The organism is Pantoea sp. X-Soil-TKNS-1207, assembly GCF_059730485.1.
Window position 1 is genome coordinate 702,635 of the sequence record NZ_AP035959.1, and the last position, 26,689, is coordinate 729,323.

28 protein-coding genes are annotated in these 26,689 nt (G+C 56.6%); 14 read left to right on the forward strand and 14 right to left on the reverse strand.

What is annotated here, in order from left to right; all coding sequences use genetic code 11:
• Window positions 1-24: 24 nt before the first annotated feature.
• The 6 genes from AC6I8V_RS23390 to AC6I8V_RS23415 all read right to left on the reverse strand — a co-directional run bounded on the left by AC6I8V_RS23390 (window position 25) and on the right by AC6I8V_RS23415 (window position 5,472).
• On the reverse strand, window positions 25-810 hold the full coding sequence (locus tag AC6I8V_RS23390) for an ATP-binding cassette domain-containing protein (RefSeq protein ID WP_497846208.1): 786 nt from the start codon (window positions 808-810) through the stop codon (window positions 25-27).
• The gene (locus AC6I8V_RS23395) at window positions 810-1,493 is read right to left on the reverse strand and encodes an ABC transporter permease (RefSeq protein ID WP_497846209.1); all 684 of its coding nucleotides are present in this window, start codon (window positions 1,491-1,493) and stop codon (window positions 810-812) included. The genes AC6I8V_RS23390 and AC6I8V_RS23395 overlap by 1 nt, the downstream gene beginning before the upstream one ends.
• A 9-nt stretch (window positions 1,494-1,502) precedes the next feature.
• The gene (locus AC6I8V_RS23400) at window positions 1,503-2,222 is read right to left on the reverse strand and encodes an ABC transporter permease (RefSeq protein ID WP_497846210.1); all 720 of its coding nucleotides are present in this window, start codon (window positions 2,220-2,222) and stop codon (window positions 1,503-1,505) included.
• A gap of 12 nt (window positions 2,223-2,234) precedes the next feature.
• Window positions 2,235-3,083, reverse strand: coding sequence for a transporter substrate-binding domain-containing protein (locus tag AC6I8V_RS23405; RefSeq protein WP_497846212.1), 849 nt, complete (start codon window positions 3,081-3,083; stop codon window positions 2,235-2,237).
• Window positions 3,084-3,099: 16 nt separating this feature from the next.
• Window positions 3,100-4,296, reverse strand: coding sequence for a M20 metallopeptidase family protein (locus tag AC6I8V_RS23410; protein WP_497846213.1), 1,197 nt, complete (start codon window positions 4,294-4,296; stop codon window positions 3,100-3,102).
• A gap of 267 nt (window positions 4,297-4,563) precedes the next feature.
• Window positions 4,564-5,472 (reverse strand): LysR substrate-binding domain-containing protein, encoded by a 909-nt coding sequence (locus AC6I8V_RS23415; protein WP_497846214.1) that lies wholly within the window; start codon window positions 5,470-5,472, stop codon window positions 4,564-4,566.
• A 106-nt stretch (window positions 5,473-5,578) separates the two neighbouring features.
• Here AC6I8V_RS23415 and AC6I8V_RS23420 point away from each other — a divergent pair, with 106 nt between their 5' ends.
• Entirely contained in the window at window positions 5,579-6,283 is a 705-nt protein-coding gene (locus AC6I8V_RS23420; RefSeq protein WP_497846215.1) for an SDR family oxidoreductase, read from the forward strand.
• Between the two features lie 113 nt (window positions 6,284-6,396).
• Here the strand turns inward: AC6I8V_RS23420 and AC6I8V_RS23425 are convergent, their stop codons facing one another.
• Window positions 6,397-7,182, reverse strand: a complete 786-nt coding sequence (locus AC6I8V_RS23425) for an AraC family transcriptional regulator (protein ID WP_497846216.1) — start codon at window positions 7,180-7,182, stop codon at window positions 6,397-6,399.
• Window positions 7,183-7,337: 155 nt separating this feature from the next.
• Between AC6I8V_RS23425 and AC6I8V_RS23430 the strand changes: the two genes are divergently transcribed.
• Genes AC6I8V_RS23430 through AC6I8V_RS23445 form a run of 4 tightly spaced genes read left to right on the forward strand, consistent with a single transcriptional unit; the run spans window position 7,338 to window position 13,892 of the window.
• Window positions 7,338-9,464 (forward strand): TonB-dependent siderophore receptor, encoded by a 2,127-nt coding sequence (locus AC6I8V_RS23430; protein WP_497846217.1) that lies wholly within the window; start codon window positions 7,338-7,340, stop codon window positions 9,462-9,464.
• Window positions 9,458-10,327 (forward strand): ABC transporter substrate-binding protein, encoded by an 870-nt coding sequence (locus AC6I8V_RS23435; protein ID WP_497846218.1) that lies wholly within the window; start codon window positions 9,458-9,460, stop codon window positions 10,325-10,327. The genes AC6I8V_RS23430 and AC6I8V_RS23435 overlap by 7 nt, the downstream gene beginning before the upstream one ends.
• Window positions 10,324-12,306 carry a Fe(3+)-hydroxamate ABC transporter permease FhuB gene (gene fhuB / locus AC6I8V_RS23440; protein ID WP_497846219.1) on the forward strand — a complete coding sequence of 661 codons (1,983 nt, stop codon included), beginning with the start codon at window positions 10,324-10,326 and terminating at the stop codon, window positions 12,304-12,306. Before AC6I8V_RS23435 ends, fhuB begins: the two co-directional genes overlap by 4 nt.
• An 8-nt stretch (window positions 12,307-12,314) precedes the next feature.
• Window positions 12,315-13,892, forward strand: a complete 1,578-nt coding sequence (locus AC6I8V_RS23445) for a cyclic peptide export ABC transporter (RefSeq protein ID WP_497846220.1) — start codon at window positions 12,315-12,317, stop codon at window positions 13,890-13,892.
• Here AC6I8V_RS23445 and AC6I8V_RS23450 read toward each other — a convergent pair.
• Window positions 13,889-14,584, reverse strand: a complete 696-nt coding sequence (locus AC6I8V_RS23450) for a DJ-1/PfpI family protein (RefSeq protein WP_497846221.1) — start codon at window positions 14,582-14,584, stop codon at window positions 13,889-13,891. The genes AC6I8V_RS23445 and AC6I8V_RS23450 overlap by 4 nt on opposite strands.
• 136 nt (window positions 14,585-14,720) lie before the next feature.
• Here AC6I8V_RS23450 and AC6I8V_RS23455 point away from each other — a divergent pair, with 136 nt between their 5' ends.
• On the forward strand, window positions 14,721-15,134 hold the full coding sequence (locus AC6I8V_RS23455) for a type II toxin-antitoxin system RelE/ParE family toxin (protein ID WP_497846222.1): 414 nt from the start codon (window positions 14,721-14,723) through the stop codon (window positions 15,132-15,134).
• Window positions 15,127-15,450 carry a helix-turn-helix domain-containing protein gene (locus tag AC6I8V_RS23460; RefSeq protein ID WP_497846223.1) on the forward strand — a complete coding sequence of 108 codons (324 nt, stop codon included), beginning with the start codon at window positions 15,127-15,129 and terminating at the stop codon, window positions 15,448-15,450. The genes AC6I8V_RS23455 and AC6I8V_RS23460 overlap by 8 nt, the downstream gene beginning before the upstream one ends.
• A gap of 99 nt (window positions 15,451-15,549) precedes the next feature.
• Here AC6I8V_RS23460 and corA read toward each other — a convergent pair whose 3' ends face one another.
• Window positions 15,550-16,518 (reverse strand): magnesium/cobalt transporter CorA, encoded by a 969-nt coding sequence (gene corA / locus AC6I8V_RS23465; RefSeq protein ID WP_497846224.1) that lies wholly within the window; start codon window positions 16,516-16,518, stop codon window positions 15,550-15,552.
• Window positions 16,519-16,561: 43 nt separating this feature from the next.
• Window positions 16,562-17,032, reverse strand: coding sequence for a GNAT family N-acetyltransferase (locus tag AC6I8V_RS23470; RefSeq protein ID WP_497846225.1), 471 nt, complete (start codon window positions 17,030-17,032; stop codon window positions 16,562-16,564).
• 72 nt (window positions 17,033-17,104) lie between these two features.
• On the opposite strand from AC6I8V_RS23470, the gene AC6I8V_RS23475 reads away from it, so the two are divergent.
• Window positions 17,105-17,647 (forward strand): GNAT family N-acetyltransferase, encoded by a 543-nt coding sequence (locus AC6I8V_RS23475; protein ID WP_497846226.1) that lies wholly within the window; start codon window positions 17,105-17,107, stop codon window positions 17,645-17,647.
• Here AC6I8V_RS23475 and AC6I8V_RS23480 read toward each other — a convergent pair.
• Both AC6I8V_RS23480 and AC6I8V_RS23485 read right to left on the reverse strand, forming a co-directional pair.
• Window positions 17,629-17,949 (reverse strand): AzlD domain-containing protein, encoded by a 321-nt coding sequence (locus tag AC6I8V_RS23480; protein WP_497846227.1) that lies wholly within the window; start codon window positions 17,947-17,949, stop codon window positions 17,629-17,631. The genes AC6I8V_RS23475 and AC6I8V_RS23480 overlap by 19 nt on opposite strands.
• Window positions 17,949-18,614 carry an AzlC family ABC transporter permease gene (locus AC6I8V_RS23485; RefSeq protein ID WP_497846228.1) on the reverse strand — a complete coding sequence of 222 codons (666 nt, stop codon included), beginning with the start codon at window positions 18,612-18,614 and terminating at the stop codon, window positions 17,949-17,951. The genes AC6I8V_RS23480 and AC6I8V_RS23485 overlap by 1 nt, the downstream gene beginning before the upstream one ends.
• A gap of 101 nt (window positions 18,615-18,715) precedes the next feature.
• Between AC6I8V_RS23485 and AC6I8V_RS23490 the strand changes: the two genes are divergently transcribed.
• Complete coding sequence (locus AC6I8V_RS23490) at window positions 18,716-19,264, forward strand: helix-turn-helix domain-containing protein (RefSeq protein ID WP_497846229.1); 549 nt, start codon at window positions 18,716-18,718, stop codon at window positions 19,262-19,264.
• A 60-nt stretch (window positions 19,265-19,324) separates the two neighbouring features.
• Here the strand turns inward: AC6I8V_RS23490 and AC6I8V_RS23495 are convergent, their stop codons facing one another.
• Complete coding sequence (locus tag AC6I8V_RS23495; RefSeq protein WP_497846230.1) at window positions 19,325-20,452, reverse strand: acyltransferase family protein; 1,128 nt, start codon at window positions 20,450-20,452, stop codon at window positions 19,325-19,327.
• A gap of 572 nt (window positions 20,453-21,024) precedes the next feature.
• Here AC6I8V_RS23495 and AC6I8V_RS23500 point away from each other — a divergent pair.
• The 5 genes from AC6I8V_RS23500 (at window position 21,025) to AC6I8V_RS23520 (ending at window position 24,777) form a co-directional block, all read left to right on the forward strand.
• The gene (locus AC6I8V_RS23500) at window positions 21,025-21,822 is read left to right on the forward strand and encodes an SGNH/GDSL hydrolase family protein (RefSeq protein WP_497846231.1); all 798 of its coding nucleotides are present in this window, start codon (window positions 21,025-21,027) and stop codon (window positions 21,820-21,822) included.
• Window positions 21,823-21,950: 128 nt separating this feature from the next.
• Entirely contained in the window at window positions 21,951-22,586 is a 636-nt protein-coding gene (locus tag AC6I8V_RS23505; protein WP_497846232.1) for a GntR family transcriptional regulator, read from the forward strand.
• A gap of 92 nt (window positions 22,587-22,678) precedes the next feature.
• Complete coding sequence (gene zigA / locus AC6I8V_RS23510) at window positions 22,679-23,896, forward strand: zinc metallochaperone GTPase ZigA (protein WP_497846233.1); 1,218 nt, start codon at window positions 22,679-22,681, stop codon at window positions 23,894-23,896.
• 93 nt (window positions 23,897-23,989) lie between these two features.
• Complete coding sequence (locus AC6I8V_RS23515) at window positions 23,990-24,175, forward strand: tautomerase family protein (protein ID WP_497846234.1); 186 nt, start codon at window positions 23,990-23,992, stop codon at window positions 24,173-24,175.
• A gap of 110 nt (window positions 24,176-24,285) precedes the next feature.
• Window positions 24,286-24,777, forward strand: coding sequence for a GNAT family N-acetyltransferase (locus AC6I8V_RS23520; protein WP_497846235.1), 492 nt, complete (start codon window positions 24,286-24,288; stop codon window positions 24,775-24,777).
• 102 nt (window positions 24,778-24,879) lie between these two features.
• Here AC6I8V_RS23520 and AC6I8V_RS23525 read toward each other — a convergent pair whose 3' ends face one another.
• Entirely contained in the window at window positions 24,880-26,256 is a 1,377-nt protein-coding gene (locus AC6I8V_RS23525) for an aldehyde dehydrogenase family protein (RefSeq protein ID WP_497846236.1), read from the reverse strand.
• Window positions 26,257-26,689 lie beyond the last annotated feature (433 nt).

A 26,689-nucleotide genomic window follows, 5' to 3' on the forward strand; every position in this document is an offset into this window, starting at 1 on the left:
CCGCCAGCGCCGGGTCAGGCACTTTTAAGACATCGTGCTATTACGTTGCAGATGGCTGCTGACGAACGCTTTGCAGCGTGGCGAGATCGGATCGCTGAAAACCTGCTGCGGCGAGCCGGATTCCTCGATTTTGCCCTGATGCAAAAACACCGCTTTATTGGAGACATCGCGGGCAAAGCCCATCTCGTGGGTCACGATGATCATGGTCCGTCCCTCTTCTGCCAGACCGCGGATCACACGCAGCACTTCACCCACCAGCTCCGGATCGAGCGCCGACGTGGGTTCATCGAACAGAATCGCTTTTGGCTGCTGCGCCAGCGCACGGGCAATCGCGACGCGCTGCTGCTGACCACCGGAAAGCTGCGACGGCCAGGCGTTGCGTTTTTCATAAAGCCCCACCTTGTGCAGCAGGGCTTCCGCCTCTTCCAGCGCCTCTTTGTGGCTGCGCTTCTGCACATGCACCGGCGCTTCGATGATGTTCTGCAACACGGTTTTATGCGGCCACAGGTTAAAGCTCTGGAACACAAAGCCGAGCTGCATACGCATCAGCTTGATGCGCTGACGCTGCTCGCGGTTGAGTTTTTCGTGCGGGTTATCGATGGTCACCACCTCATCACCCACCGCAATTTCGCCGCCCTGCGGCACTTCCAGGAACGGGATACAGCGCAGCAGCGTACTTTTACCCGAGCCGCTGGCGCCAATCAGCGAAATCACATCGCCGTCCTGCGCCGTCAGGCTGATGTCATGCAGCACCTCATGGCCACCGTAAATTTTTCTGAGATGGCTCAGGGCGATAGTCGGTTTGCTCATTAACGTGCTCCAGCATAGTAAGGGGACAAACGGCGCTCCAGCAGCGCCACACCTTTGCTCACCAGCACGGTCAGCAGCAGGTAAATAATCGCCGCGCTGATAAACACCTCCAGCGCGCGGAAGGTCTCGGACACGATTGAATCGGCAATGCCGGTCATCTCCATCAGGCTGATGGTGCTCACCAGCGAGGTGGATTTGATCATCGAGATGATTTCATTGCTGTAGGCCGGTAACGCCTGACGCACCGCAAGCGGCAGCGTAATACGGCGCAGCGTAGTGAAGCGCGACATGCCGCACACCTTCGCCGCCTCCAGCGACTGCACGCTGACCGCGTTGAGGCCGCCACGCAGAATCTCTGAGGTGTAGGCCGCATCGTTAAGGATCAACGCAATCAGGCCGCACCAGTACGGATCGCGCAGCAGCGGCCAGAAGAGGCTTTCGCGCACTGCCGGTAAACTGCCGAGTCCGTAATAAATCATAAAGATCTGGATCAGCAGCGGCGTACCACGAAACAGCCAGACGTAAAAACGCGCCACATAACTGCCGTAACGCTGCTGGCGCAGCAGGTTAAGCAGCAGCGCCAGTATCCCGCCGCCAAGCAGCGACAGGACGGCAAGATTGAGCGTGAGCGGCAATCCGCGCAGCAACGCCACCAGCGTGTGCTGCAAAAAGGAAAAGTCCATCAGGCCTCCTTACAACCGGGCGCGTTGTTGCCCGCGCATGGCCACTTTTTCCACATAGCGGAAGATAAAATCGGAACAGGTGGTAATGATCAGGTAAATCACCGCACCCACGCTGTAGAAGAAGAACGGCATTTGCGTCGAGTTGGAGGCGGTGGAAATCTGGTTCATGGTTTCCACCAGTCCGGTCACGGACACCAGCGCCGACTCCTTAATCACCGATTGCCACTGGTTGCCCATGCCGGGCAGCGCGGTTTTCAGCGCCTGCGGCACAATCATGCGGCGGAACAACATCAGACGCCCCATACCGGTAACGGTCGCGGCCTCCAGCGTACCTTTCGGGATGGCGTAGTAGGCCCCGCGGAATACGCCGCTTTGGTAAGCGCCGGAGATCAGGCCGATGGCGATGGCTCCGGCGACAAAGCCGTTCACATCGAACGGCCCTGGCAAATCCAGCATTTCACCCACGAAGCCCACCACCTGGCGGCCGCCGAAGTAAAACAGGTAGATCACCAGCAGTTCCGGGATGCCGCGAAACAGCGTGATGTAGCCGCCCGCCAGCCGTTGCTGCCAGCGCGAACCGCCGATCTGCATCCAGCACAGCAGGCTGCCGAGCAAAGCGCCCAGCAGCCAGGCGCATAAAGAAACGGTTACCGTGACCGTGGCGGCGTTAAGTAATACGCCGCCCCAGCCTTCGTCACCAAAACCTAACAGTTGCCAGTCGATAGTCATAAGTGTCAGGCGTTACTCCGCAGGAGCGACGTTCTCGCCGAACCATTTGATGGAAAGCTGCTTCAGGGTGCCGTCTTTGATCATCGAAACCAGAGCCGCATCCAGCGCCGCTTTCAGCTCAGGATTGTTTTTGCGCAGCGCAATCGCTGAACCCTGGCCCAGCACGCCGCCGACAAAGCCGTAACCGGTGCTGTTCACGGTGTCGGTGTGTTTCTTCACGTAAGCATTCAGGTTGGTACGTGACGCCATAACCGCATCCACGCGACCGTTCAGCAGGTCAGCGAAGGTTTCCGGGCCGCCCTGATAGGTACGGATGGTCGCCACATCAGCCAGATATTTGTTCAGGAAGTCAGCCTGAATAGTGGCAACCTGCACAGCAATGGTTTTGCCCTTGAACTTCGCTTTCAGCGCGTCAATGGCTTTGGTCATACCCGCGTCATCGCTGGACTGCACCACTTCGTTGTTGCCCGGCAGGGTATCCAGCGCACTGCCCTTCAGGGTAACAAAGCCAGAAACGCTGACGGTGTACTGATGGGTGAAATCCACCACTTCTTCACGCTTCGGCGTAACGGTAACGGCATCCACCACCGCATCATATTTGCCATCCACCAGGCCTGGGATCATGCCTGACCATTTCTGCGCCACCAGCTCGTATTTGAAACCGACGCGTTTTGCCAGCTCCGCCACCATATCCGGCTCGTAACCCACAATTTTGCCGCTCGGCGTGGACTGGTTGAACGGAGGATAAGCCGCCTCGGTGGCGAACTTCAGGGTGCCGAAATCTTTAGCCTGTACCAGAGCAGAAGAGGCAAGCAGCAGCATGCCAACAGAAGCGGTGAAAAGCCCTTTACGCATCATCATAAAACCTCAGTGTTCGTTATTGTTTGTTGGAGAGTAAATCGATGGCTAAACGGGCTAACGCCTGAGTGCCGGCCTGAATACTGCGCTCATCGGGCTGATAATCCGAGTTGTGCAAATGGTCGTCGCGTCCGGGGGCGCCGGAGCCGATATGAATCTGGCAACCTGGTGCGCGTTCGGTAAACAGCGAGAAATCCTCGGCGCCGAAACTGGAACTCGGTTTAGCCACAATCGCCTTGCCAAACTGATGCGAGAGGATGGCCTCCAGATCATCAATCAACGCATCATCATTCATCAACGGCGGTACGCCGCGCTGATAATTGACCTCAATGCGCGTGTTCAGCGCCAGCGCCACTCCCGCGCAGATACGTTTAAACGCCGTCTCGATATGCGCGCGCGTCGCCGGTGATTTGGCGCGTACCGTGCCCTGAATCAGACAGCTGTCGGGAATGATGTTGTGCGTCGTGCCGCCCTGAATGTGACCAATGGTCAGCACCGCCGAGTTGGCTGGGTCCAGTTCCCGGGAAATAATGGTTTGCAGCTGAGTGATCAGATGCACCGCGGCGATGATCGGATCAGTACCCATATGCGGGCGCGCCGCGTGGGTCGAGGTGCCGTGCACCACCAGATCGAACTCATCGCTGGAGGCGGTGCTGGCGCCGCGCGTCAGACCGATTTCTCCGGCCGCCAGTTCCGGTTTGTTGTGCAGGGTGATGGCCAGGTCAACGCCATCGGCGGCCCCATCGGCAATCATCGCTTCCGCCCCGCTTTCCGGCGTCTCTTCGGCAGGCTGGAAAATCAGGCGTACGGTGCCATGCAGCTGGTCACGGTATTGCGGCAGGATCGCCGCTACGCCGAGCATCGTTGCGGTATGGATATCGTGGCCGCAGGCGTGCATCTTGCCGGGATACTGGCTGCTGAACGGCAATCCGGTTTGTTCATGAATCGGCAACGCATCCATATCGGCGCGCAGCAGCACGGTTTTTCCCGGATGCGCGCCAACGATATCAACCATCACCCCGGTTTTCCCTACGCCCGTTTTAGGCGTCAGGCCCAGCGACAGCAGTTCCTGTTCAACAAGGCTGGCGGTGCGGAGAGTGTCGAAACCCAGTTCAGGGTGAGCGTGGATGTCACGGCGGATGGCGATGAGGTGAGCTTCAAGGCTTTCGCTTTTGGCACTGATTTCCCTGGCCAAAATGGCTTTATGGTCTGTCATGTTTGCGGTGATCTTTTTCAGGCTGACGCCCGGCCTTTATGGCATTTTTATGAAGAAAGTCTCTGTATTTATTCACAGCCCCTGGCAGAATGCAACGCGCAATCCCTGCGGTTACTTGCTGAATTTTCGTGATATTTTGCTAATCCCCTGCGAAAACAGGATAAATGACCGTATGCCGGGAATGAACCAGTCATAACATTCATGATCCGATCGAAATTATCAGTGTTTCTGATTTTGTTACTGAACAAAAAATCCCGCGTTTTTTTGCTACCGCTGGCTCTGGGGATTTGGCTGGATTTGCGCCAGCAGCCAGTCGCGGACCGCATTAACCGGCGCGTTCTGGCGCGGACGTTTTGGCGCCACCAGATACCAGCCAGCGTCCACCTCCAGCGATTGCGCAAACGCCGGCACCAGCCTGCCGCTGGCCATATCATTCACTATAAAATGCGGGCTGGTGAGCGCAATCCCCTGCCCGCTAATCGCCGCCTCCAGCGCCAGCGCGGTCTGGTTAAAACGCAAATGGTGCGGATGATGAAGCGTCTGGCCGGGAAACTGCTGCGCCAGGAACGCGGGCCACAGATGGTGCCCATCATGCAACAACGCGTAGCGCAGGCAATGTTCAGCGCGGATCGGATCGCCGAGCTGCGCCAGCAACGACGGGCTGACCACCGCGATGGCCGACTGATTAAACAGCAGCGTGGCGTCCAGCCCGGCGCCAAACGGCGGCCGACCATAACGCACCGCCAGATCGACCCCTTCCTGATGAAACTGTACCAGCCGTTCCGACGCCAGCACCCGTAAATCAATATCGGGCCAGGCGCGGGTGAATGCCGGCAGGCGCGGTAACATCCAGCGGCTGGCGAACGTCGGAGTGACGCTGAGCGTCAGATGATCCGGCTCCGGACGCAGCGTGCGCGTTGCCTGATCGATCAATTCAAAGGCCTGGCGGATGCTGGCCGCATAGCCGCGTCCGGCACCGCTCAGCGCCAGGGTGCGGGGATGACGTTCAAACAGCTTCAGTCCGAGACTCGTCTCCAGCCCGCGTATCTGTTGCGCCACCGCGCCCTGGGTCACGCCAAGTTCTTCCGCGGCAAGACGAAAATTCAGATGGCGCGTCACCGCTTCAAACACCCGCAGGGCATTGAGCGGCGGCAAATCGTGAAATCCATTGCTCATCCAGTAGTTTTCCTATCGTCAGATGCGAAGCAGACTGACTCTCTGCCTGCGGATTTGCGCATTATACTGGCATCTGTCGTGTTAAGTTGCATAAGGAAACAGGATTATGGCAGTAGAAAAAGTGGCAGTCGTTGTCGCCGGTGGCAGCGGTATGGGTGCAGCGGCAGCGGAAAAGCTGGCTGCCGACGGTTTCAGGGTGGCGATCCTCTCCTCATCGGGCAAAGGTGAAGCCCTGGCCGAACGCCTGGGTGGATTGGGGGTGACCGGCTCGAATCAGTCGGTGGCCGATCTGCAAACCCTGGTGGATCGCACTCTGGCGCGCTGGGGACGTATTGACGTGCTGGTAAACAGTGCGGGCCACGGTCCGCGGGCGCAGATTCTGCAACTGAGCGATGACGACTGGCAGCGTGGCATGGAAACCTATTTACTGAACGTGATCCGCGCCGCCCGCCTGGTGACGCCGATTATGCAGCAGCAAGGGGGTGGCAGCATTATCAACATCTCCTCCGCCTGGACCTTTGAACCCACCGATATGTTCCCGACGTCGGCGGTGTTCCGTGCAGGTCTGGCCTCTTTCTGCAAAATTTTCGCCGATACCTACGCCGCCGATAACATCCGCATCAATAACGTGCTGCCGGGCTGGATCGATAGCCTGCCGGGCACTGACGAGCGCCGCGCCAGCGTGCCGCTCAAACGCTACGGCACAGCAGCAGAAGTGGCAGCGACCATCGCTTTTCTCGCCTCGCCGGGTGCCGCCTATATCACCGCACAGAATATTCGCGTTGATGGCGGCGTAACGCATAGCGTGTGATTCAGTGCATTTGCCGCCGCCGCGCCAGCTGTTCCGCCTGGCGAAGCGGATAGCAACGAAACCAGCGAACGCCCCAGCGCCAGCGGGCACTGATGGTTCCCAGGCTGGCGATTTCAGCCTGAAATTCGTAAAAACCGCTGCGGCGTATCGCCCAGCAGACGGCGAAACATTGAGATAAAAGCGCTGGGGCTTTGATAGCCGAGCTGGCTGGCAATGCGCAGCACCGGCTGACCCTGCGCCAGCTGCACCAGCGCTTCCGATAACCGCAGCTGCTGCCGCCACTGGGTAAAGGTGATACCGGTTTGATCGCGGAACAGCCGTGCCAGGGTGCGGGAACTGGCCCCGACGCGGCTGCCCCACTCCTCCAGCGTGTCGCTGCTGGCCGGACTTTTCAGCAGTTGCTGACAGATGTTCATCAGACGGCGATCGCCCGGCAGCGGCAATACGCATACCGTCCCATCGGGGGCGCGGCGAATTTCATCCAGCAGCAGCGGCGTGACCAGCGCAACACGCGCCGTATCCACCGGTTGCTGTTGCTCAATCTCCACCAGCGTCTGCATCAATGCCTGCAATAACGGCGAGATCATCATGGCATGTGCGTCCGGCCAGAAGGCGCGCGCCAGCACCGGCTCCAGATATAAGCTCTGGCTGCGGATATCGCTCAGCGCGGTTAATGCGTGTGGTAAAGTGCCCGGCAACCACAGCGCCCTGCCCGGCGTCAGCGTCCAGGAGGCGCTGGATGTCTGCACCCGCATCACGCCTTGCAGGCACAACACCAGCTGCGCCACTTCATGCGCGTGCCAGCGCTCCTCGCGCCCGGCGGGATAATGCATTTCCCGCGTAGCCAGCAACGGTAACGTCGGGGTGGCATCTGTTAAAGGTGGTTTATTCAATACCATCTCTTCCGATCCTGTCAGATTGCCGATTGCTGTCCGCTTAGCGTCATTCAGTTTCCCCATCACGCAAAACGGCCAGCGAGGCGCTATGAAATAAAATAGTAATGATTATCATTTGTATCACTATTTGATGGTATTGGACTACATCGGGGAAATAAATGTTTTGTCATCGCACTTTCCGGCGCAAACCCTTAAGCGCAATGCTGCTGATCCTGCTCAGCAGCGCGTCAGGCTGGGCCGCCGATAATAATACGCACAACAGCACGCTGACGGTCACCGCCAATAACGTCGATAGTGATGACGGGGATGCTGACAGCTGGAACCAGGTGGCGAAAAAAGCTGATTCTGCCACCAAAAGCAGCCGTCCGCTGATCGAAACGCCACAAAGCATCGCGGTGATCACCCAGGCACAAATGGCGTCTCAGGCAGCACTGAATGTCAGCCAGGCGTTGCGCTACAACAGCGGTGTGGCGGCAGAAGGCGGCGGCGTGGATTACCGTTTTGACGATATCTATATTCGCGGTTTTGCTGCCGATGAATTCCTCGATGGCCTGCGCCTGCCGACCGTGACCTACTGGTCGCGTCCGAATTTCGATACTTTCCTGCTCGATCGTCTGGAAGTGGTTAAAGGCCCGGACTCGGTGGTGTTCGGTCAGGCCAGCCCTGGCGGCGTGGTTAACCTGGTAAGCAAACGTCCGACTGCCGAACCGATCCATCAGATTTTTGTCAGCACCGGCAATCATAATCTGTTTGAAGCCGGGCTGGATCTCTCTGGCGCACTGGATAACGACGAGCATTGGCTGGGCCGCATTACCGGCACCTGGTCACGCAGCGATACGCAGGTCGATTACACCAAATACAAACATTACGACATCGCCCCTGCCCTGACCTGGCAACCTGACGACAATACGCGTCTGACGCTGCTCGGCCAGTTCCGCAAAGATCCCTATGCCGGTTTCTACAACCAGATACCGCTGGAAGGCAGCCTGATCCCGCTGAAGCAGGGCAATTTCCGCGATAGTTTCTACGGCGGTCAGCCCGGCTTTGATTACTATCGCCGCGATCAGGCCAGCATCGGCTATGACTTTATGCATAAGTTCGATGAGGTGTGGAGCGTGCACCAGAATCTGCGCTACCTGCACACCAGCAGCGATTATCAGATGGTTTATCCCACAGGCACCCTTAACGACGGCTCCGCAACCATCAGTCGCGACAGTATGCGCGTTATCGAATCGTTCAAAGCCTTCGATGTTGATACCAACCTGCAAGGCAATCTGGATACCGGCCCGGTAAACCATGCGCTGACGGTCGGGGTGGATTTTGTCCATGACGATCTGCGGCAGAACAGCGGCTACGGCACGGCGTCCGATATCAGCTATCTCAACCCGGATTACAGTACGCCCGTTGAATCGCCGTCGATTGATTATCACAGTCGTTCGTTCATGACCCAGCTCGGTGTCTATTTGCAGGACAGCATGAAGTGGAACAACTGGATCCTGAATCTCGGCGGTCGTTATGACAACGCGCAAACCCGCGCCCAGAACTGGGTCAGCGATACCCGTACTGAACTGAACGACTACGCCACCACCGGGCGTGCCGGACTGATGTACCATTTTGATAACGGCATCGCGCCTTACATCAGCTACGGCACCTCGTTCCAGCCGCAATCGGGCACCTCGTACGGCGGCAACCCGTTCACGCCGACCAAAGGCAAACAGAAAGAAGTGGGCATCAAGTATCAGCCGAATGGCTTTAACGCCTTGTTCAGCGCGGCCCTGTACGATCTGCGTCAGACAAATGTTCTGACCGCCGATCCTGACCACGCCAACTACTCGGTGCAGACCGGCGAAATCCGTTCGCAGGGCCTCGAGCTGGATGCGAAAGCCAATATTACCTCGCGCTGGCTGGTGAACGCCTCTTATGCGCTGACCGACCCGAAAGTTATCTCGGCCAATGACGATACGGAAGGCAAACAGCCGGTCGCGATTGCCCGCCACACCGCCAGCCTGTGGACCGAATACGCCTTGCCGGGCGTGCTGGACGGTATCACCGTGGGCGGTGGCGCACGCTATGTCGGCACCAGCTATGCCACTACCGACAACGCGCTGAAAGTCCCGGCGGCGCTGGTGTATGACGCGATGGCGCGCTATCGCTGGCAGGAGTGGATGCTGGGTCTGAACCTGCAAAACCTGACCGACAAGCAGTACATCAGCAATTGTAACGATCTCGGTTGCCACTTCGGTGTGCGTCGTCAGCTGGTCGCCACGGTGAGTTATCAGTGGTAATAAGCCGTCGGCAACTGTTACAGGGCGCGCTGGCAGGCGCTGCCCTGTTTTCTTCTCCGCTGCTGGCCGCCAGTGCGCCACGCTGGGTGATCCTGGACTGGGGATTGACCGAGATGGCGTTGCTGCTCGGCGTCACGCCGGTTGGCGTGGCAGCTCCGGACTGGTATCGCCGTCTGATCCACCAGCCGCCGCTGCCGCAACCGGTCACCGATGTCGGCCTGTTGTTTCAACCCAATTATGAAACCCTGTACGAACTCCATCCCAGCGCGTTGCTGGTAACGCCGGGACACCGCATGGCTGAAGCTCAGCTGTCGCGCATTGCTCCCCTGCATTACTTCCCGATTTATGGCCCGCGACCCTGGCAGGAAGCGCAGCAGAACCTGCACGCGCTGGCGCAGCTGGCAGGCGATGCCGCGCGCGCCGATCGGGTGATGCAAAGCCTGCTGGCACGGCTGGCCCGCGCGCAGCAGCAGGCCGTGCATTGCCAGCCACGCCCGATTTATCTGCTGCATCCGCTGGATACGCTGCATGTGCTGGCGCTGGGCCAGGGCAGTTTGTTCAATGACATGCTGGCGCTGCTGGGCCTTGATCGCCGCACGCCGTTTGCCGTCGGACCGCAGGGCATGGCGACGCTGACGCTGGAACAGCTGGCGCAGATGCCGCCTGGCTGGCTGGTCCTGCTGCCATCCTGGCCGGAGGTGGATCTCCGCCCGGTGATCAACTCGCCGCTGTGGCATACGCTGACACGCGGCGGTCACCGCCTGCTGCCGCTGCCGGATGGTTTATCCAATGATGGCGGCGTGCTAACCGCCGTTCGGTTTGCCGAAGCGCTGGTCAGCGCGATGCAGGAGGCGCAGGCATGAAATCACCCCATCCCGGCTGGCTCAGTTTTCTGCTGTTCGCGCTGGCGCTGATCCTCAGCCTGATGCAGCTCAGCCACACCTTAACCTGGCCGGAAATCTGGCAGGCGCTGCGCGGCACGCCACAACCGAGTCTCGCGCAACAGGTTTTTAGTCAGATGTGGCTGCCGCGTCAGGGCATGGCGCTACTGTGCGGACTCGCGCTGGGGTTCACCGGCGTGGTGATGCAGCAGGCACTGCGCAATCCGCTGGCCGAGCCGATGACGCTGGGCATTGCCTCCGGTGCCACGCTGTCGCTGTCGCTGGCCGCACTGGCTGGCCCGGCATGGCTGATGGCCGATCGCGAATGGGTGGCGCTGGCCGGTGCGCTGCTGGCATTTGCCGGGGTGTTTCTGCTGAGCTTCCGCCAGGGATTCACCCCGCTGGCGCTGACGCTGGCCGGGATGCTGGTCAACCTCTATTGCGGTGCCGTTAACCTGCTGTTGTCGATCGTCTATGACCGCTCGCTGGCGGCGGTGTTTATCTGGGGCGGCGGATCGCTGACCCAGGAAAATGACCAGCCGCTGTGGTGGCTGCTGCCGCGCGTGGTCATCGCGGCGCTGCCGGTGCTGCTGATCCTGCGTCCATTGCGCCTGCTGGCGCTGGATGAACGTGTCACGCGTTCGATTGGTCTGCCCGCCGGGCTGGTGCGCGGCATTGCGCTGCTGTCGGCGCTGGTGATCAGTAGCCTGGTGATCAGCGTGGTCGGCGTGATTGGTTTTGTTGGTCTCGCCGCGCCGCATCTTGCCATGCTGGCAGGCGCGAAAACGCTGCGTCAGAAACTCACCTGGTCGCCGTTGCTGGCCGCCGGACTGCTGTGGCTGACCGATCAGGGCGTCAGCCGTCTGAGCGGCATCGGCGGTTTGCTGCTACCCACCGGCATGATGACCGCGCTGGCCGGTGGCCCGCTGCTGCTGTGGTTTTTGCCGCGTCTGCGTCATCTGTTCCAGCCTGATGTCAGCGAACCGCCGCAGTCGCCCTTCCCTGCCCGTCGTTACGCGCTGTTGCCGGTGATCGCGCTGTTCCTGCTGATGCTGGCAGTGGCGCTCGATTTCGGGCGCGGTATTCACGGCTGGCACTGGAGTTCTCCCGCTGAGCTACGGGCGCTGCTGCCGTTCCGCCTGCCGCGTCTGCTGGCGGCGCTGTCTGCCGGGGCGCTGCTGGCGGCGGCGGGGGTGATTATCCAGCGCGTCAGCCGTAACCCGATGGCCAGCCCGGAGCTGCTCGGCATTGGCGCGGGCGCTTCGCTCGGCATCACCGTGCAGTTGCTGCTGTGGCCGCTGGGCGGCATACCGCTGATGCTGGCGAGCAGCGCCATTGGCGCGCTGCTGACGCTGGGGCTTACCCTCTGGCAGGCGCGCCACTATGCCCTCAATCCGCAGCGCATGTTGCTGAGCGGCCTGGCGATCACCGCGTTGTTCCAGTCGGTCGCGGCAGTGGTGATGAGCAACAACGGTATGGCGGCGTCGATGCTGCGCCAGCTGATGACCGGTTCGACTTATTACGTGAACGCCCGCACCGCGGGTATGGCGCTGGTGCTGGCGCTCTTGCTGCTGGCCATCACGCCTTTGCTCCGCCGCGCATTGCTGTTGCTGCCGCTCAGCCAGATCTCACCGTCGCTCGGCCTCAACGTCACACAGGCGCGCCTGCTGCTGATGGTGCTGGCGGCAGCGATGACCGGCGTCGCCACGCTGATCGTTGGCCCGCTCTCGTTTATCGGCCTGCTCGGTCCGCAACTGGCGCGGCAGCTGGGCGCCCGTCGGCCGCTCGGCCAGCTGGCGCTGGCGGTGCTGATCGCCGCCGTGTTGATGCTGCTGGCCGACTGGGCGGGCAGCAATCTGCTTTATCCACGACAAATTCCGGCCGGATTGATGGCCACGCTTATCGGTGGCCCGTGGCTGGCGCTGTTGCTGTGGCGTCCGCTGAACAGTACAAACTCATAGGAGATGAGGTGGCGATTTACCTGATGCTGCTGCGCACGACCGGTGCGCTATTTTTTCTCGCCCTTGGCTGTAGCGTGGCGGGAGGGTTAAGCAATGCCGCGCTGCTGGCGCTGATTAACCAGGGGCTGAACGCCAGCGACGCCCAGCGCCTGCAACTGGCCTGGCAATTTGGCCTGCTGGCACTGCTGATGCTCGCAACGCGCACCCTGAGCCAGTCGCTGTTTATGGCGATGGGCCAGCGCAGCAAAGCCCGGTTGCGACGGATGCTGGTGCAGCAGGTGGCGGATGCGCGCTACGCCGATCTTGAACAGCACGGTATGCCCCGCGCCCTCAGTATCCTGACGCAGGATCTCGATCAGGTGGTGGTGTTTTTTGTCGCATTACCCGGTTTGGTGATGTCGCTGGCGGTGATTGTCGGCTGTCTGGCCTACCTCGGCTATCTGTCGCTGGCGGTGATGGGGATAGCCATCGTTACCGTGCTGATCGGCTCGCTCGGCTATAGCTGGGTTCATCGCCGCGCGTTACAGCTGATGCGTCAGTCGCGCCAGCGGGAAGAGACCCTTACCGGGGACGTCAGCGCATTATTCAGCGGCGCTAAAGAGCTGCGCCTGCACGCCCCGCGCAAGCACGCGTTTCTGCATAACAGATTGTTTGCCACCATCGAGAAGGTGCGCGTGGAACGCACGCGCGGTTATGTGTTGTATGCGCTGGCGAATATCTGGGCCAGCGTGTTTTTCTTCGTGTTTATCGGTGTGGTGATGTTTTTGCTGACGCGAGTGTTGGATCTGCGCGGAGCGGTGCTCTCCGGTTTTGCCATGGTGTTTCTTTATATGATCGTGCCGATTGAGAACGCCCTCTCCTCCCTGCCCGGCATCACCCTGACCCAGGTAGCGCTGAAGCGTATTCATGCGATGCAACAACAGCTGCCGCCAGAGCCAACGCGGTTCGACGCACCGCCGCAGGCGTTCCAGACGCTGGCACTGCGCGACCTGCGCTATCACCACGACGCCTTCCAGCTTGGGCCGGTTTCGCTGCAACTGACTCCCGGCGAGCTGGTGTATCTCACCGGCGGCAACGGCAGCGGTAAAACCACGCTGGCGCGGCTGATTACCGGGTTATATCAGCCGGATGACGGCACGATCCTGCTGGATGGCACCATCATTAACGATGACAACCGCGCACGCTATCGTCAGCTGTTTTCGGCGGTGTTCAATGATTTTCACCTGTTTGACGATTTGCAGGGGATTGACGCCGCGCGCTGGGATGAAGAGGCGCAGCAGTTGCTGGAGGCATTGCAGCTGAGTAATAACGTCACGCTGCAAAACGGCGCATTCTCGACGCTGGCGCTTTCCACCGGGCAGCGCAAGCGGCTGGCGCTGCTGGTGGCATGGCTGGAGGATCGCCCGTTCTACCTGTTTGATGAATGGGCCGCTGACCAGGACCCGGCGTTTCGCGATTTGTTTTATCACCAGCTGCTTCCCGCGTTAAAAGCGCGCGGCAAAACGGTGCTGGTGATCACCCATGATGACCGCTATTTCCATCTCGCCGACCGCTGCCTGAAGCTGGAGCTGGGCCAGCTGGTTTAATCCTTCAGGCGCTGCGCCGCCTTTTCGCTCGCCGCACGGCGGTGGGCGACAAACGCCGCCATCTGCTGCTGCGCCTGCGCCAGCCGCTCCGGCGACGCGCTGCGCGGTGAGCCGCTGTTCAACGGCGGCGCGGGATCGTACTCCATCTGCAACTGGATATTCTCTGCCGTGGCACGACCCAACAACTCTTCCGCCACCGTGAGCGCGAAATCGATGCCGGAGGTCACCCCCGCGCCGGTGATGCGGTTACGATCGCGCACCACGCGCTCCTGCTGCGGCAGCGCGCCGAATAAACTCAGCTGATCGAGTGAACCCCAGTGCGACGTGGCACGATATCCCTGCAATAAGCCCGCCGCGCCCAGCACCAGCGAACCCGTGCATACCGAGGTGACCCACTGCGCCTGCTCCGCCATGCGCCGGATAAAATCCAGCGTTTCATCATCCTCCATCAGCGCAATCTGTCCCGGCCCGCCGGGGATGCAAATCAGATCCAGCGGCGGGCAATCGGCAAAGGTGGTGGTTGGCACGATGGCTAACCCACGGTCGGACATCACCGGCTGCCGGTCTTTCCAGATCAGGTAATTACTGACGCCCGGCATACGGGCAAACACTTCCCAGGGGCCGGTGAGATCGAGCTGAGTCAGGTTGGGGAAAAGCAGCAGACCAATATTGAATGGGGTGGAGAGTGCCATGATCGCTTCCTGTTGGGATTTATAGACTTATCATGGACTTGTTTGCGGAAAAATGCATCTGACTAATCAATGTACTTGAGAGAAAATACCAATGGTCCTATAGTAATATTTACCACAGTAGGGATGAGATTAGCGAATGGACAAGCACCTAAGACTTTTTGTGGAATGGAGCTATAACAAGGATAGGAAAAAAACCGGCATTACTGATGGTCAGTTACGTCAAATTGCTGATGAGTTACTGGCAGATCCTAAAGAGGGTTCGCTTGGTGGTGGTGTGTACAAAAAGCGCATTGCACTTCAGGCTGGCTCCCGTGGAGGAGCAAGAACGATTGTCGTCTATCATCAAGGAGATAAGATCTATTTCCTTGATGGATGGGAGAAAAAGGATGTTCCCAAAAGCGGGCCTGAAATCCCTCCCAACGTTCTTAACTTCTACAGATTACAGTCCAGAACATTTAAAGCTAAGACAGAGAAGCAACTCAGCCTTGATCTTAAAAATAAAGTCTATATTGAGTTGCCACCATCCGAAACGGAGAAGAAAGATGATTGATAAGCGTATTCTCAAAATGCACGCGCTAATGAAACGTCAACACGAACTTGGCACTGCTTCTGATGAGGATATGGCAGAGGCTGACGCAATTCTTGCTGAGGCCAGCAGAGAAGCAAATCAGGTTGCAATGACTGGCGAACGTATTCGTGCGCTTCGCTCTCGTGAACATCTGAGTCAAAGCCAGCTGGCAAAACACATGTACCTTTCTGCCAACAGCATTCAGAAATGGGAGCGTGGTGTAGCGGAACCGAAAGGTGCAGCCCTCGCAATCCTTGAGCTGATTGAGAAAAAAGGGATGGCAATTTTTCAAAATTAAAGCCCCGATACCGGGGCTTTATCTTCCTGCTTCGACACCCTTAACCCAGTGCGCGATTGGGGCCAGGGGCTTCTCTTCTTCTCGGGTTTCCGCGCGTGCTTACAGCCAGCCTGACTTTTTCAGTCGCCACCATAACAAGCCACAGAAGATTAGCGTCACCAGCACCACCACCGGATAGCCAAAGTGGGTATGCAGCTCCGGCATATCGGCAAAGTTCATCCCATACATGCTGAAAATAATGGTGGGCACAATCAGGATGGCGCCCCAGCCCGCCAGCTTTTTATTCACCTCGCTTTGCTGCACCGAGACCAGCGCCAGATTGACCTGCATCGCGCTGGTCAGCATTTCACGCATATCCTCGGCATCAATCATCACATGGTGTGCGTGGTCCTGCACATCACGCAGATAAGCACGCAGGTTTTTCGGCACGAGATTCTCATGGAAGCGGACCAGCTGCGGACAAATCTCCGTCACCGGCATCGCCGCGTTGCGCAGCGACAACAGCTCACGACGCAGATGATAAACCTGCTCCAGCGTATCGCGATGGAAACGGGTGGTGAACATCTGGTCTTCCATATCGCTGATGCGCTTACTGAGGCTGACGGTGATTTTGCTGTAGTTATCCACGATACAGTCAAGAATGCAGTACATCGCCCAGGCGGGCCCTTCGCTCATCATCGCCTTATTTTTCTCGGCTCGCGTACGGATCGCCGCATAGCCGTCGGTTGAGCCGTGGCGTACGGTAATCAGGAAATTTTTACCGAGGAAAAAATGGGTTTCGCCGAAAGTTATCCGTTGGCTGTCGTCAAGATGCGCGCTTTTCACCACCACAAACACGGAATCGCCGTATTGCTCGATTTTCGGTCGCTGGTGCGCTACCAGCGCATCCTCAATCGCCAACTCGTGCAGGCTGAATTCCTGTTGCAGGGTTTGCATAAATTTGGCATCGGGCTGATACAGACCCAGCCAGACAAACGCATCTCCCTCTTTCAGCACTTCGCTGATGTCGGCAATCTCGACCTTTTCTTCTCGCTCACCGTGGCGATATACCACGCAGTTAATCATCATGTTGTACATGTCCTTGTTCCGCAGGCCTCCGATAATCATAGTCTTAAAGCGTGCGAACCATTTCCACACAGGGTAGCGCGGCATTCGCCAGCGCCGAATGATACAGGCTTTCACGCACCACGCTGAAACCATGGCGCTGGTAAAAACTAAAGGCGTTCGGCGTCGCTGCCAGTGTCAGTTGGGTGAATCCCCGCTGGCGTGCTTCATCGACAATCGCCTGCATAATCGCACTGGCGTAGCCTTTGCCGGTGCACTCGGGCAGGGTAAAAATGGCTTCGACGCTGCCGCTGGTAATATCAAGAAAACCGGTGGCAGCCACGCCGTGTTCAGGGTCGTCAACCACAAAGAACGGGTTGCCTTTTACCGCTTCAAAGTAGCCAGAGGGCAAGGCATCCGGCGTCCAGGCGGCAATCACTTCAGCGGAATACACCGACTGGCAACCGTCGCGAATGGCAAGGTTGCGAATGCGCCACAGGGCGGCGGTTTCATCGGAGCGAGCTAAACGCGGTGTCATGATTTCTCCTTTATGCGGCATCTGTGCTAAAAATCATTAAAACCCCTGTCAGGAAAAAGCCCGGTTATTCATATGCAACTGTTTTCATCGCGACTGTTTATGCGCCCGGTTGAACCACGGGATCTGCACACCCTGTTCGCCATCTATGGCGATGCCAGCACTAACATGTTTAACCCAGCCGGGCCTTTTCCCGATTTGCTATTCGCCGAAGAAGTGTTAACACGCTGGCTGGCGCACTGGCAATCATATCCTTTTGGCAACTGGGCAATTTGTCTGCGTGAGCGACCGGAAGAGGTGCTGGGTTTTGGTGGCTTATCCGTCAGGGAGTTTGTCGGCAAACCCGTGAACAACCTCGGCTACCGGCTGGCAAAGGACGCATGGGGCAAAGGCTATGCCACCGAATTTGCCCGCACGGTGATTGCTTACGCGTTTGATCACTGTCAGCTTCAGGTGATTGATGCGGCGGTGCGTGAAGATCATCTCGCTTCACAGCAGGTGCTGGAGAAGGCGGGTTTGCGCTGTTATGACCGGGTTGAGGACATTCCCGGCGCACCCGCCAGCCTGGTTTATGAGTTACGCGCGCATCAGTGGCGCGATCAGGGCACGCCGAGGTAACGCAGGATAGCCGTCATCAATGCGGCCCCGATGATCACCACAATCAGCGGCGCTTTGCGCCACGCAAGAAATACCGCAAACAGCACGCCCGCCACTCGCGCGACACCGGAAAAGTGCGTGCCTTCGAACAGCGCGGTAGTCACCGCCACCGCCAGCAGCAGCACGGTGGCGGCATCGGACAACATGCTGCGCGCGCGTTCAGACATCTGCATCCGGCTGCCGAGACGAAACCCGGCAAAGCGAATCAGGTAAGTACCGGTGGCCAGCAGCGCGATACCCGCAATCAGTAAGCCATTTTCCATTATTTACGCTCCCGCCAGCTGAGCAAACCCAATAACGAAAACAGCACCGGCATTCCGGCGGGCACAAATGGCGTGGCAAGCACGGAGAGCAGCGCGCCCAGCGACGCCGGGATGCGCGTGCGGCGCTGGCGCAGCGCCGGGAAAATCAGCGCAATCAGAATCGCGGGAAACACCGCGTCCAGACCAATGGCGGAAACATCCGGGATAAAACGGCCAATCACCGCACCGCTGATCACGCTTAGCGGCCAGATGGCGAAAATGCCCAGGCCACAAATCCAGTATGCCACGCGACGCTGCGCCAGCTTCGGCTGCGAAATGCCAAATACCACGCTTTCATCATTCATGATGTGACAGCCAAACAGCGCCCGGCCACCCTGCCCTACCAAATCTTTCACCGCGATACCAAAAGGCAGATGGCGTGCATTGACCAGCAAACCGGCCGCGGCGGCGGTCAACGGGCTACCGCCACCGGCAACAATGCCGATAAAGAGAAATTCCGATGCTCCCGCCAGTACCAGCGTGGAGAGTGCGATTGGCACCCACAGTGGAAAACCGTCCGCTGCCGCCAGCGAACCATAAGAAAGTCCGACGATACCGTCGGCGAGACAGACGAGGAAAATCGCTTTTATCACCCCTTTATCCAGAGGCACTGCACCCAGACGCATAACAATTTCATCTCATATCGAACAAGAAAGACGTTATAATGAACGCCCCGAAATTGTTTTACAAGATGAACATTCGTTCGCTATATCGAACAGGAGTAGCTGTGACCCCGCCGATTGACATTATTGCCGCCGGATTAGTGCGTGAGCGCCAGCGCGCCGGGCTTTCGCTGACGGAAGTGGCGCGTCGCGCCGGGATCGCCAAATCTACCCTTTCACAACTGGAAGCGGGCAGTGGTAATCCCAGTCTCGAAACGTTGTGGTCGCTGTGTGTCGCATTGAACATTCCGTTTGCGCGCCTGATGGAGCCGGAAGTGAAGCGGTTGCAGGTGATCCGTAAGGGCGAAGGGATGGTGGTTTCTGCCGAGCTGGCCGATTATCAGGCTGCGCTGCTCGCCAGCTGCCCGCCGGGTGGTCGGCGCGATCTGTATCTGATCACCAGCCAACCCGGTGCACCGCGCGCCTCGAAGCCGCATCCGCCGGGTTCCGTGGAGCATGTGATTATCGCCCAGGGTCGCGCGCTGGTCGGCCCGAGCGATGCACCGGTGATACTTGGCCCCGGTGACTACATTTGCTATCCCGCCGATGAACCACATCTGTTCGAAGCGCTGGAAGCCAATACCCTCGCGGTGCAGCTTTCAGAGCAAAATTGATCGCAGAAAGTCTATCCAGATACGACATCTGCCGTATCTGGATTCAGCCTTGATTTAAAATCACATCCTCGCTTCCAGCGGCAGCACAACTTTTTTCGCCTTCGGTTTTAGCCCAAACATTTTTGAGGCAAAGCTGAAGCGTTTAATCAGTAAATAGCACAGGGTACTGACCGAAATACCAATGGCGCAGTTGATCAAGACATAAATGATCGACAGATTCATCGGCAGCCAGGCATCAATAAGCCAGGAAAAGGTAATGACGACCGGATAATGCAGCAGGTAGATGATCAGTGCGGAATCCACGATCCCCGTCAGCAGACGGTTCTCTTTTATCTGCATACCTTCGAAGGTAAATACCAGCCAGTAGGAAAGCAGCACCGACAGTACGCTCCCGGCAATCACCGGCAGATACTTGATCGACCCGGCGATATGGTGATGAGCGACAACATAAAATCCCAGCCACGTAATGAGCGCAATGGCGGCAATCAACCACTTATTGAGTATCCGGGAATGGGCATAGGTGGCGATCTTCTCTCTGTTGACATACAAGGCATATCCGGCGGCGTAGTAAACCAGGAAACGCAGGGTGATGGGGATCAGTTCGATAAATTCCCCCTGCCCTTTGACCAGAAACTTCAGGGAAAAGCAGACGTTACCCAGCACGATAAGCGTTACCAGCAGCCAGGGTAGCGATAACCTGCCGAACTGGCGGGCTACCCATTGATAGAATCCCCCTGGAACCACCATCGACAAAACAGCCAGCGACACCAGAAACCACAGATGATGCATCATCAAATAACTGTGTAACCAGCCATTCAGGGATAACGGTGTGCCATTCATTTTCCACGCAATCAAATACATTAAAGGCGGAATAAATAAATAGGATGAAATAAGCGGCGTCAGCACCCGGCTGCGCCGGTTTTCCAGAAAGTATTTTTGCCCTTTACGTAATACAATCAACGCGGAAAACATACCCGAAAGAAAGAAAAACACTTCCATCCTGAAGGTGTGAAACATGCTGATAAAGGCGGTAAATAATTCGGAGGGATCGCGTTGCGCAACATAATACCAGCCATTTTCCCCTGGCAGACTCCTTGATGCATGTAGCAGCACGCCCTCAAGAATTAATCCAGCGCGCAGCAGATCGAGACCGACATTTCGGCCAGATAAAAATGATTGCGTATTCATCTTCACACCTTAAGAGATGAGTTATTACATGGAGAGGGACTGATTAAAAAGGATGCTAGCATCACACTTTCTTGTTTACATTCCGTTTATAAACAATTAAGAAAATAGCCATCCGCCCCATATTTAAACTATCCAGCGCTCTTAACATGGCAAAGAAAAATCATTTTATGCATATATCAAAAGAAAAATGTGCTGACGTGATAATTAAGCAAGCAAATACAATGAAAAGCGGTTAACTTACTGTTCCAGTTAATACTAAAACAAGCCATCCATCAGGATTTCGATTTGTCATGATTTTATATTAAATGTAAAGATAACGTTATGCCTTCCTGACGACAACAAATCACAAAAAGAGCAAAAATAGGATCATTTAGTCCCATTAATAAATTAACAATATCTATATCTATATGATTATTATCAATTAAATTAAATAATATTCGTTTTTGATCATTTTAGTGCCAAAAAAGATCTTTTGAGTTGATATCACAAGATTCGTACTGTTAATGTGGAAGGGATATATGCACCTAAGCAAAAAACACTCCCCCTGGATTGGCATAAGGCAGGAATCGGTCATGAAACAAACGTTGCTACGGACCAGTATTCTTTTTTCATCAGTAACAATAATAAGCCCAGCTATTTCTGCACCTGACAGCACCAGTAATAAATTTATTATCGAAGCGTACGGTGGCTCCAGCACCCAGGGCGCAATGGCGGTGAAGGAAAATGGCAAAATCCACCCGATTTTCATAAAGAATAATGAGATAGGTCTTATCGGCCAATTCCTCAAAGAAAAATATGGGGATGGAATCAAAGTGGTGAATAAAGGCGCCTCGTCATCTCAGGCTATGGATCTTTTGAATGGCAAATACTTTTATAAAAACAATAAAAGCTGGCGTGAGGAAATGAAAAAATCCCCGGCCAAAATCATCCTGCTTAATTTCGCGACGAATGATGCACGACATTATCATTTTCAGGATATTGAGCCGGATTATCGTGTCAGCCCGGATAAATACACTACTGTTATGGCACAATTAGTGAACATCGCGCGTCAGGAAGGGAAAGAAGTGATTTTACAGGAGCCTCATCCTATTTGCGGTGGCGCAGAGAAGTGGCATATCGCCCCTTATGTCACCAAACTTGATGATCTGGCACGTACCGAATCGGTGCCGCTGGTTCACCAGTATCAACGCATCCTCAAAATGAAAAACTGGCAGTCATTGCTGTCTCCCGATTGCATACATCCGTCAGAGGAGCTTTATCGCATCAAAGCGGAAGCGACCTTTTCGGTGCTGGTGGCCCATTTTGGTCCCGAATTAGCCGCCGCTGGACGACTCCCCGACAGCGATGTCCGACAAATGGCTAAGCGTTAACAGGCCTTACAGCGCAAGGCCGCATCGCCGGGTCCAGCACTCCCAAAGCAGGATTTCCTCCATGTCCGAATGCCTGCATTTCTGGTATATCTACTCCTCCAATACGTTGTGGAGCAGACAGCAAAACTATGGCGCAGGTTCTTCTGAAAGATGTGGTGTACAGGCGAATCAGGGACCTGATCGTTAATGGCTCTCTGCCAATGGGGAGTAAGCTTTCAGAAGCCGTCCTCACCACCCGCTTAGCGGCCAGTAAAGCCCCGGTGCGTGATGCCTTACGTCGCCTGCAAAGCGAAGGACTGGTACAGATCAAACCGAAAAGTGGCACCTTCGTGTTCAGTCTTAACGATTCGGAGTTCAACGATCTGCTGGAATTTCGCTTTTATATCGAATCCAAAGCGCTGGCGCTGGCGCTTAAAAACAACCCGAAGCAGCTGGTGCAGGAGATTTCCGCGATCCTCGACAGCATGGAACTCTGCATCAAGAGCGGTTCCAGCGTTGAGTATATTCGGCTCGATAACCTGTTCCATCAGGCATTGTTCAACTGGTGTCAGAACCCCTATCTGGAACAGGCGTACAGCTTAATCTCCTCGCGCATGGCGACCATCCGTAACTTCCTCGGCAGCAACGATGAACATATGCATCGCTCCTGGGATCAGCACGTCATCATCGTTAGCGCCCTGCGCAACAATGACTACGACAGCGCGCTGGAAGCCTTACAGGCTCATATCCTGCCGGCGTCTGGCGCCTGGTGGGGCCTGCGCTGACGCCAGCCGCAAAAGATCACCCTTGTCATTGCTGGGTTTTTATTGTTACGTTATAACGTAACAATATTAATTCGCGATCCAGAGGTCATGCTATGCCGCTCGTTTCAGATTCCCGTCTCCCCGTTACCGTGCTTTCCGGTTTTCTCGGCGCCGGAAAAACCACCCTGCTCAACCATATCCTCAATAACCGCGAAGGCCGCCGCGTGGCGGTCATCGTCAATGATATGTCAGAAGTGAATATCGATGCCGCGCTGGTACGCGATGGCGGCGCGGAGCTGTCGCGTACCGATGAAAAGCTGGTGGAAATGAGCAATGGCTGCATTTGCTGCACCCTGCGCGAGGACCTGTTGCTGGAAGTCAGACGACTGGCGCAGGAAGGACGTTTCGACCAACTGGTGATCGAGTCTACCGGCATTTCCGAACCGCTGCCGGTGGCAGAAACTTTCACTTTTGAAGATGAAGATGGCCAGAGTCTGTCGCGCTTTGCCCGGCTCGATACCATGGTTACGGTGGTCGATGGCTTCAACTTTTTACACGATTATCGCTCCACGGATTCCCTTCAGGCGCGAGGAGAATCGCTGGGTGCAGCCGATGCACGTTCGGTCGTCGATTTGCTGGTGGATCAGATCGAATTCTGCGATGTGCTGGTAGTAAACAAAACCGATCTGATTAACGCAGACGATCAGCAAACCCTTTACGCCATGCTGCGTTCGCTTAATCCGCGCGCGCACATTGTTTTCTCGCAATTCGGTCAGGTGCCGCTGGGCGAAGTGCTGGAGACCGGCCGCTTTGATTTCGACGCAGCGGCACAGGCGCCAGGCTGGCTTCAGGAGCTACGCGGCGAGCACCAGCCGGAAACCGAGGAGTATGGCATCCGCAGTTTCGTCTATCGCGCGCGTCGTCCTTTCCATCCGCAGCGTTTCTGGCAGGTCGTCAACCACCAGCTGGACGGCGTGATCCGCTCAAAAGGCTATTTCTGGCTGGCCAGCCGCCCGGAATATGCGGCGATGTGGTCGCAGGCCGGTGCAGTCGCGCGTCAGGGCTATGCCGGTCACTGGTGGGCCAGCATTCCGCGGACGCGCTGGCCACAGGACGAGGAGTCGCTGGCATTTATCGCCCGGCACTGGCAGGAAGGCATTGGCGATGCCCGCCAGGAACTGGTGTTTATCGGCATTGAGATGGATGAAGATCAGGTGCGCGATGCCCTGGATCACGCGCTGCTGACGCCCGCCGAGATGGCTGCGGGTCCGGCCAGCTGGGTAAAGCTGCCAGATCCGCTGCCGGAATGGTTTGAACACGATGACGTATAAGCGTAACCGCACGTATGGCCACGTTAAGTTTTTCCTTTCGGCGTATCTCTGACATGCAGAATTGATTAATTTAGCCTTACAGGAGAAGACGTTATGCCAGAAGTTGTTGTGTATGCCGCGGAAGGCCGCACTACAGAGCAGAAAAAGAAACTGCTGAAAGCCGTTACCACTGCGGTATCAGATTCTTTTGAAATTGATGCACATTCGGTTGTGGTTTCGATTGTCGAAACGCCGTTGCAGAACAAATCTAAAGGCGGCGTGCCGTTTGACGAGCGCTGATTGATGTTTCCCTGCCCGTTGTCGTGACGGGCATTTTTGATCCTTAACTTTATCCCTCCGGTAAATACCGCTACCCTACCCGCGCTTTTTCCCTTTCTTCAGGAGTACCCATGTCCCAACCGCTTTTCCGTCGCCCTCGCCCCGATGATGTTGATCGCTGCTTTGACATTGAAATCAGTGCCTATGAAGGTGATGAGGCCGCGACGCATGAAAAAATTGCCACGCGCATCGCCAGCTACCCGCAGGGCTTTCTGCTGCTGGAAGTGGATAACCAGCCGATCGGCTTTATTAATTCAGGTTGCGCGTGGGATGTGGTGATGTCCGACGAAGAATTTAAGGAGTTGATCGGACATGATGCCGCGGCACCGAATGTGGTGATTATGTCGGTGGTGGTAGACCCGGCGTGGCAGGGTAAGGGCTATGCAGCCTTGCTGATGAACACGTTTATCGAAGAGATGCAGGCATTGGGTAAGCAAACTATTCATCTGATGTGCAAAACCCAGCACATCGATCTGTATCGCAAGTTTGGATTTGACTACATCAAACCCTCTGAGTCCGATCACGGCGGTATGGCGTGGCATGAGATGATTAAGACGCTGTAGCGATTCTGCGACGTTACTGTTTGTTCACTGTAATCAGCAGACTCAGGACTTCAATCGCGGGTTGAGAAGTTGGGGCGCGTTGCAGCACGCGCCCCGGCATAGTTAGCGGCGGTTTTTCCAGACCGTCTGGATATTACAGAATTCGTAAACGCCAAAGCTGGATAGCTCACGACCGTAACCGCTTTTCTTCACGCCACCAATCGCCACGCGCGGATCGGACGCACCGTTACCGTTGATAAACACCGCGCCGGTTTCCAGCTTGTCAGCCAGTTCATTCGCCAGCGCTTCATTGCTGCTCCAGACGGTGGCGCTGAGACCAAATTCGCTGTTATTCGCCAGTTCCAGCGCATGTTGTGCGTCGCGTGCCACGGTGATCGCAGCGACCGGTCCGAAGATCTCCTGCTGGAATGCGGTCATTTCTGCTGTGACATCCGCCAGGATCGTTGGAGCATAGTAGTTACCTACGCCATCGATCTTATGTCCGCCAAGTACCAGGCGCGCACCTTCTGCAAGGGTTTGCTGCACCTGACGATCCAGCTCATCACGCAGGTCATAACGCGCCATCGGTCCGATGTAGGTGGTTTCCTCCAGCGGGTCTCCGATTTTCAGTGCCTGCACCGCTGCGCTAAAACGCGCCTCAAACGCTTCTGCGACGCTTTCTTCGATAATGAAGCGCTTGGCAGCCATGCATACCTGTCCGGTGTTCTGGTAGCGTCCTGTGACCGCTGAGGCCACTGCTGCGTCCAGATCCGCATCGGCAAGGACGATAAAGGGATCGGCACCGCCGAGTTCCAGTACGGTTTTCTTCAGCACGGCACCTGCCTGAGCGGCAATGGCCCCACCGGCACGAACGCTGCCGGTTACGGCAACCGCAGCAATGCGGGGATCTTTAATTGCCGCAGAAACACCGTCGTTATCGACGTTGATCACCGTGAATGCTCCTTTCGGCAGATCGGTAGCATCAAACAGGCTGGTCATCAGGTTGGCACAACCCATTACGCTCGGTGCGTGTTTCAGCAGGTAAGTGTTCCCGGCCAGCAACATGCTGACTGCGCCGCGCAGAACCTGCCAGTAGGGGAAGTTCCATGGCATAACCGCCAGGATGACGCCAAGTGGGCGAAACGCCTGCCATGCCTGCTGATTTTCCACCAGCGTGGGTTTGTCAGCCAGCATTGCCGGGCCTTGTTCTGCGTACCAGTCACACAGGTTGGCGCACTTCAGCACTTCTGCACGCGCCTGGGCAATAGGTTTACCCATCTCCAGCGTTGCCATCTTCGCCAGTTCATCCTGACGCTGGCGGATCTGTTCAGACAGCTGACGCAGAACCAGAACGCGTTGATCGATGTGCGTGGTGCGCCAGGCGCTGAATGCCTGTGCGCTCTGGTGAAGTGCCGCTTCCAGCTCAGCGGGTGTCTGTAAGGGATAGGTAGCCAGAATTTCGCCGCTGGTGGGGTTACGTGAGATTACGTTGTCAGTCATAGGTGCCTTCTTCGTAAGTTTGTGGTGTCAATGGGGATCACCTTACGCCGCTGGAACATTGATGAAAAATGAATATTACTGAGGAAGTTCTTCTCCAGGAATGAACAGACGGGTACGCAGCGTGAAGGCGGCTAATGTTAGGATCCTGAATGTGATGATCCGCTGGGTTATCGGCGGTTGCGGCTGAAAACGGGCTGAGAGCGGGATTTCTTCAAGAGTTATTCAGTTATACAGTGATTAGATCTTAAAGAAAGATCATAGAGAGATCTAAAAGAGATCCTAAGAGATCCCGGATCGTCGCAGGCCGCACAGGACAAGGGCTGAGAAGGTGATCGAGTTCACTATAATCAGTAAAGTATTCACTGTAATCAGCACTTTATTCACTATAGCCAGTAGAATGTTCACTATAAACAGTGTTAATGTTCACTGTAAT

Excerpts from the sequence above, each read along its gene's own strand:
- AC6I8V_RS23500 (WP_497846231.1), top strand. The coding sequence starts at position 21,025 with ATGAAACAAACGTTGCTACGGACCAGTATTCTTTTTTCATCAGTAACA.
- AC6I8V_RS23430 (WP_497846217.1), top strand. The coding sequence starts at position 7,338 with ATGTTTTGTCATCGCACTTTCCGGCGCAAACCCTTAAGCGCAATGCTG.
- AC6I8V_RS23405 (WP_497846212.1), bottom strand. The coding sequence starts at position 3,083 with ATGATGATGCGTAAAGGGCTTTTCACCGCTTCTGTTGGCATGCTGCTG.
- corA (WP_497846224.1), bottom strand. The coding sequence starts at position 16,518 with ATGATGATTAACTGCGTGGTATATCGCCACGGTGAGCGAGAAGAAAAG.
- AC6I8V_RS23425 (WP_497846216.1), bottom strand. The coding sequence starts at position 7,182 with ATGGTATTGAATAAACCACCTTTAACAGATGCCACCCCGACGTTACCG.
- AC6I8V_RS23470 (WP_497846225.1), bottom strand. The coding sequence starts at position 17,032 with ATGACACCGCGTTTAGCTCGCTCCGATGAAACCGCCGCCCTGTGGCGC.
- AC6I8V_RS23520 (WP_497846235.1), top strand. The coding sequence starts at position 24,286 with ATGTCCCAACCGCTTTTCCGTCGCCCTCGCCCCGATGATGTTGATCGC.
- AC6I8V_RS23525 (WP_497846236.1), bottom strand. The coding sequence starts at position 26,256 with ATGACTGACAACGTAATCTCACGTAACCCCACCAGCGGCGAAATTCTG.
- AC6I8V_RS23410 (WP_497846213.1), bottom strand. The coding sequence starts at position 4,296 with ATGACAGACCATAAAGCCATTTTGGCCAGGGAAATCAGTGCCAAAAGC.
- zigA (WP_497846233.1), top strand. The coding sequence starts at position 22,679 with ATGCCGCTCGTTTCAGATTCCCGTCTCCCCGTTACCGTGCTTTCCGGT.
- AC6I8V_RS23450 (WP_497846221.1), bottom strand. The coding sequence starts at position 14,584 with ATGGCACTCTCCACCCCATTCAATATTGGTCTGCTGCTTTTCCCCAAC.
- fhuB (WP_497846219.1), top strand. The coding sequence starts at position 10,324 with ATGAAATCACCCCATCCCGGCTGGCTCAGTTTTCTGCTGTTCGCGCTG.
- AC6I8V_RS23480 (WP_497846227.1), bottom strand. The coding sequence starts at position 17,949 with ATGGAAAATGGCTTACTGATTGCGGGTATCGCGCTGCTGGCCACCGGT.
- AC6I8V_RS23420 (WP_497846215.1), top strand. The coding sequence starts at position 5,579 with ATGGCAGTAGAAAAAGTGGCAGTCGTTGTCGCCGGTGGCAGCGGTATG.
- AC6I8V_RS23485 (WP_497846228.1), bottom strand. The coding sequence starts at position 18,614 with ATGCGTCTGGGTGCAGTGCCTCTGGATAAAGGGGTGATAAAAGCGATT.
- AC6I8V_RS23505 (WP_497846232.1), top strand. The coding sequence starts at position 21,951 with ATGGCGCAGGTTCTTCTGAAAGATGTGGTGTACAGGCGAATCAGGGAC.
- AC6I8V_RS23475 (WP_497846226.1), top strand. The coding sequence starts at position 17,105 with ATGCAACTGTTTTCATCGCGACTGTTTATGCGCCCGGTTGAACCACGG.
- AC6I8V_RS23495 (WP_497846230.1), bottom strand. The coding sequence starts at position 20,452 with ATGAATACGCAATCATTTTTATCTGGCCGAAATGTCGGTCTCGATCTG.
- AC6I8V_RS23415 (WP_497846214.1), bottom strand. The coding sequence starts at position 5,472 with ATGAGCAATGGATTTCACGATTTGCCGCCGCTCAATGCCCTGCGGGTG.
- AC6I8V_RS23395 (WP_497846209.1), bottom strand. The coding sequence starts at position 1,493 with ATGGACTTTTCCTTTTTGCAGCACACGCTGGTGGCGTTGCTGCGCGGA.
- AC6I8V_RS23455 (WP_497846222.1), top strand. The coding sequence starts at position 14,721 with ATGGACAAGCACCTAAGACTTTTTGTGGAATGGAGCTATAACAAGGAT.
- AC6I8V_RS23390 (WP_497846208.1), bottom strand. The coding sequence starts at position 810 with ATGAGCAAACCGACTATCGCCCTGAGCCATCTCAGAAAAATTTACGGT.
- AC6I8V_RS23515 (WP_497846234.1), top strand. The coding sequence starts at position 23,990 with ATGCCAGAAGTTGTTGTGTATGCCGCGGAAGGCCGCACTACAGAGCAG.
- AC6I8V_RS23460 (WP_497846223.1), top strand. The coding sequence starts at position 15,127 with ATGATTGATAAGCGTATTCTCAAAATGCACGCGCTAATGAAACGTCAA.
- AC6I8V_RS23400 (WP_497846210.1), bottom strand. The coding sequence starts at position 2,222 with ATGACTATCGACTGGCAACTGTTAGGTTTTGGTGACGAAGGCTGGGGC.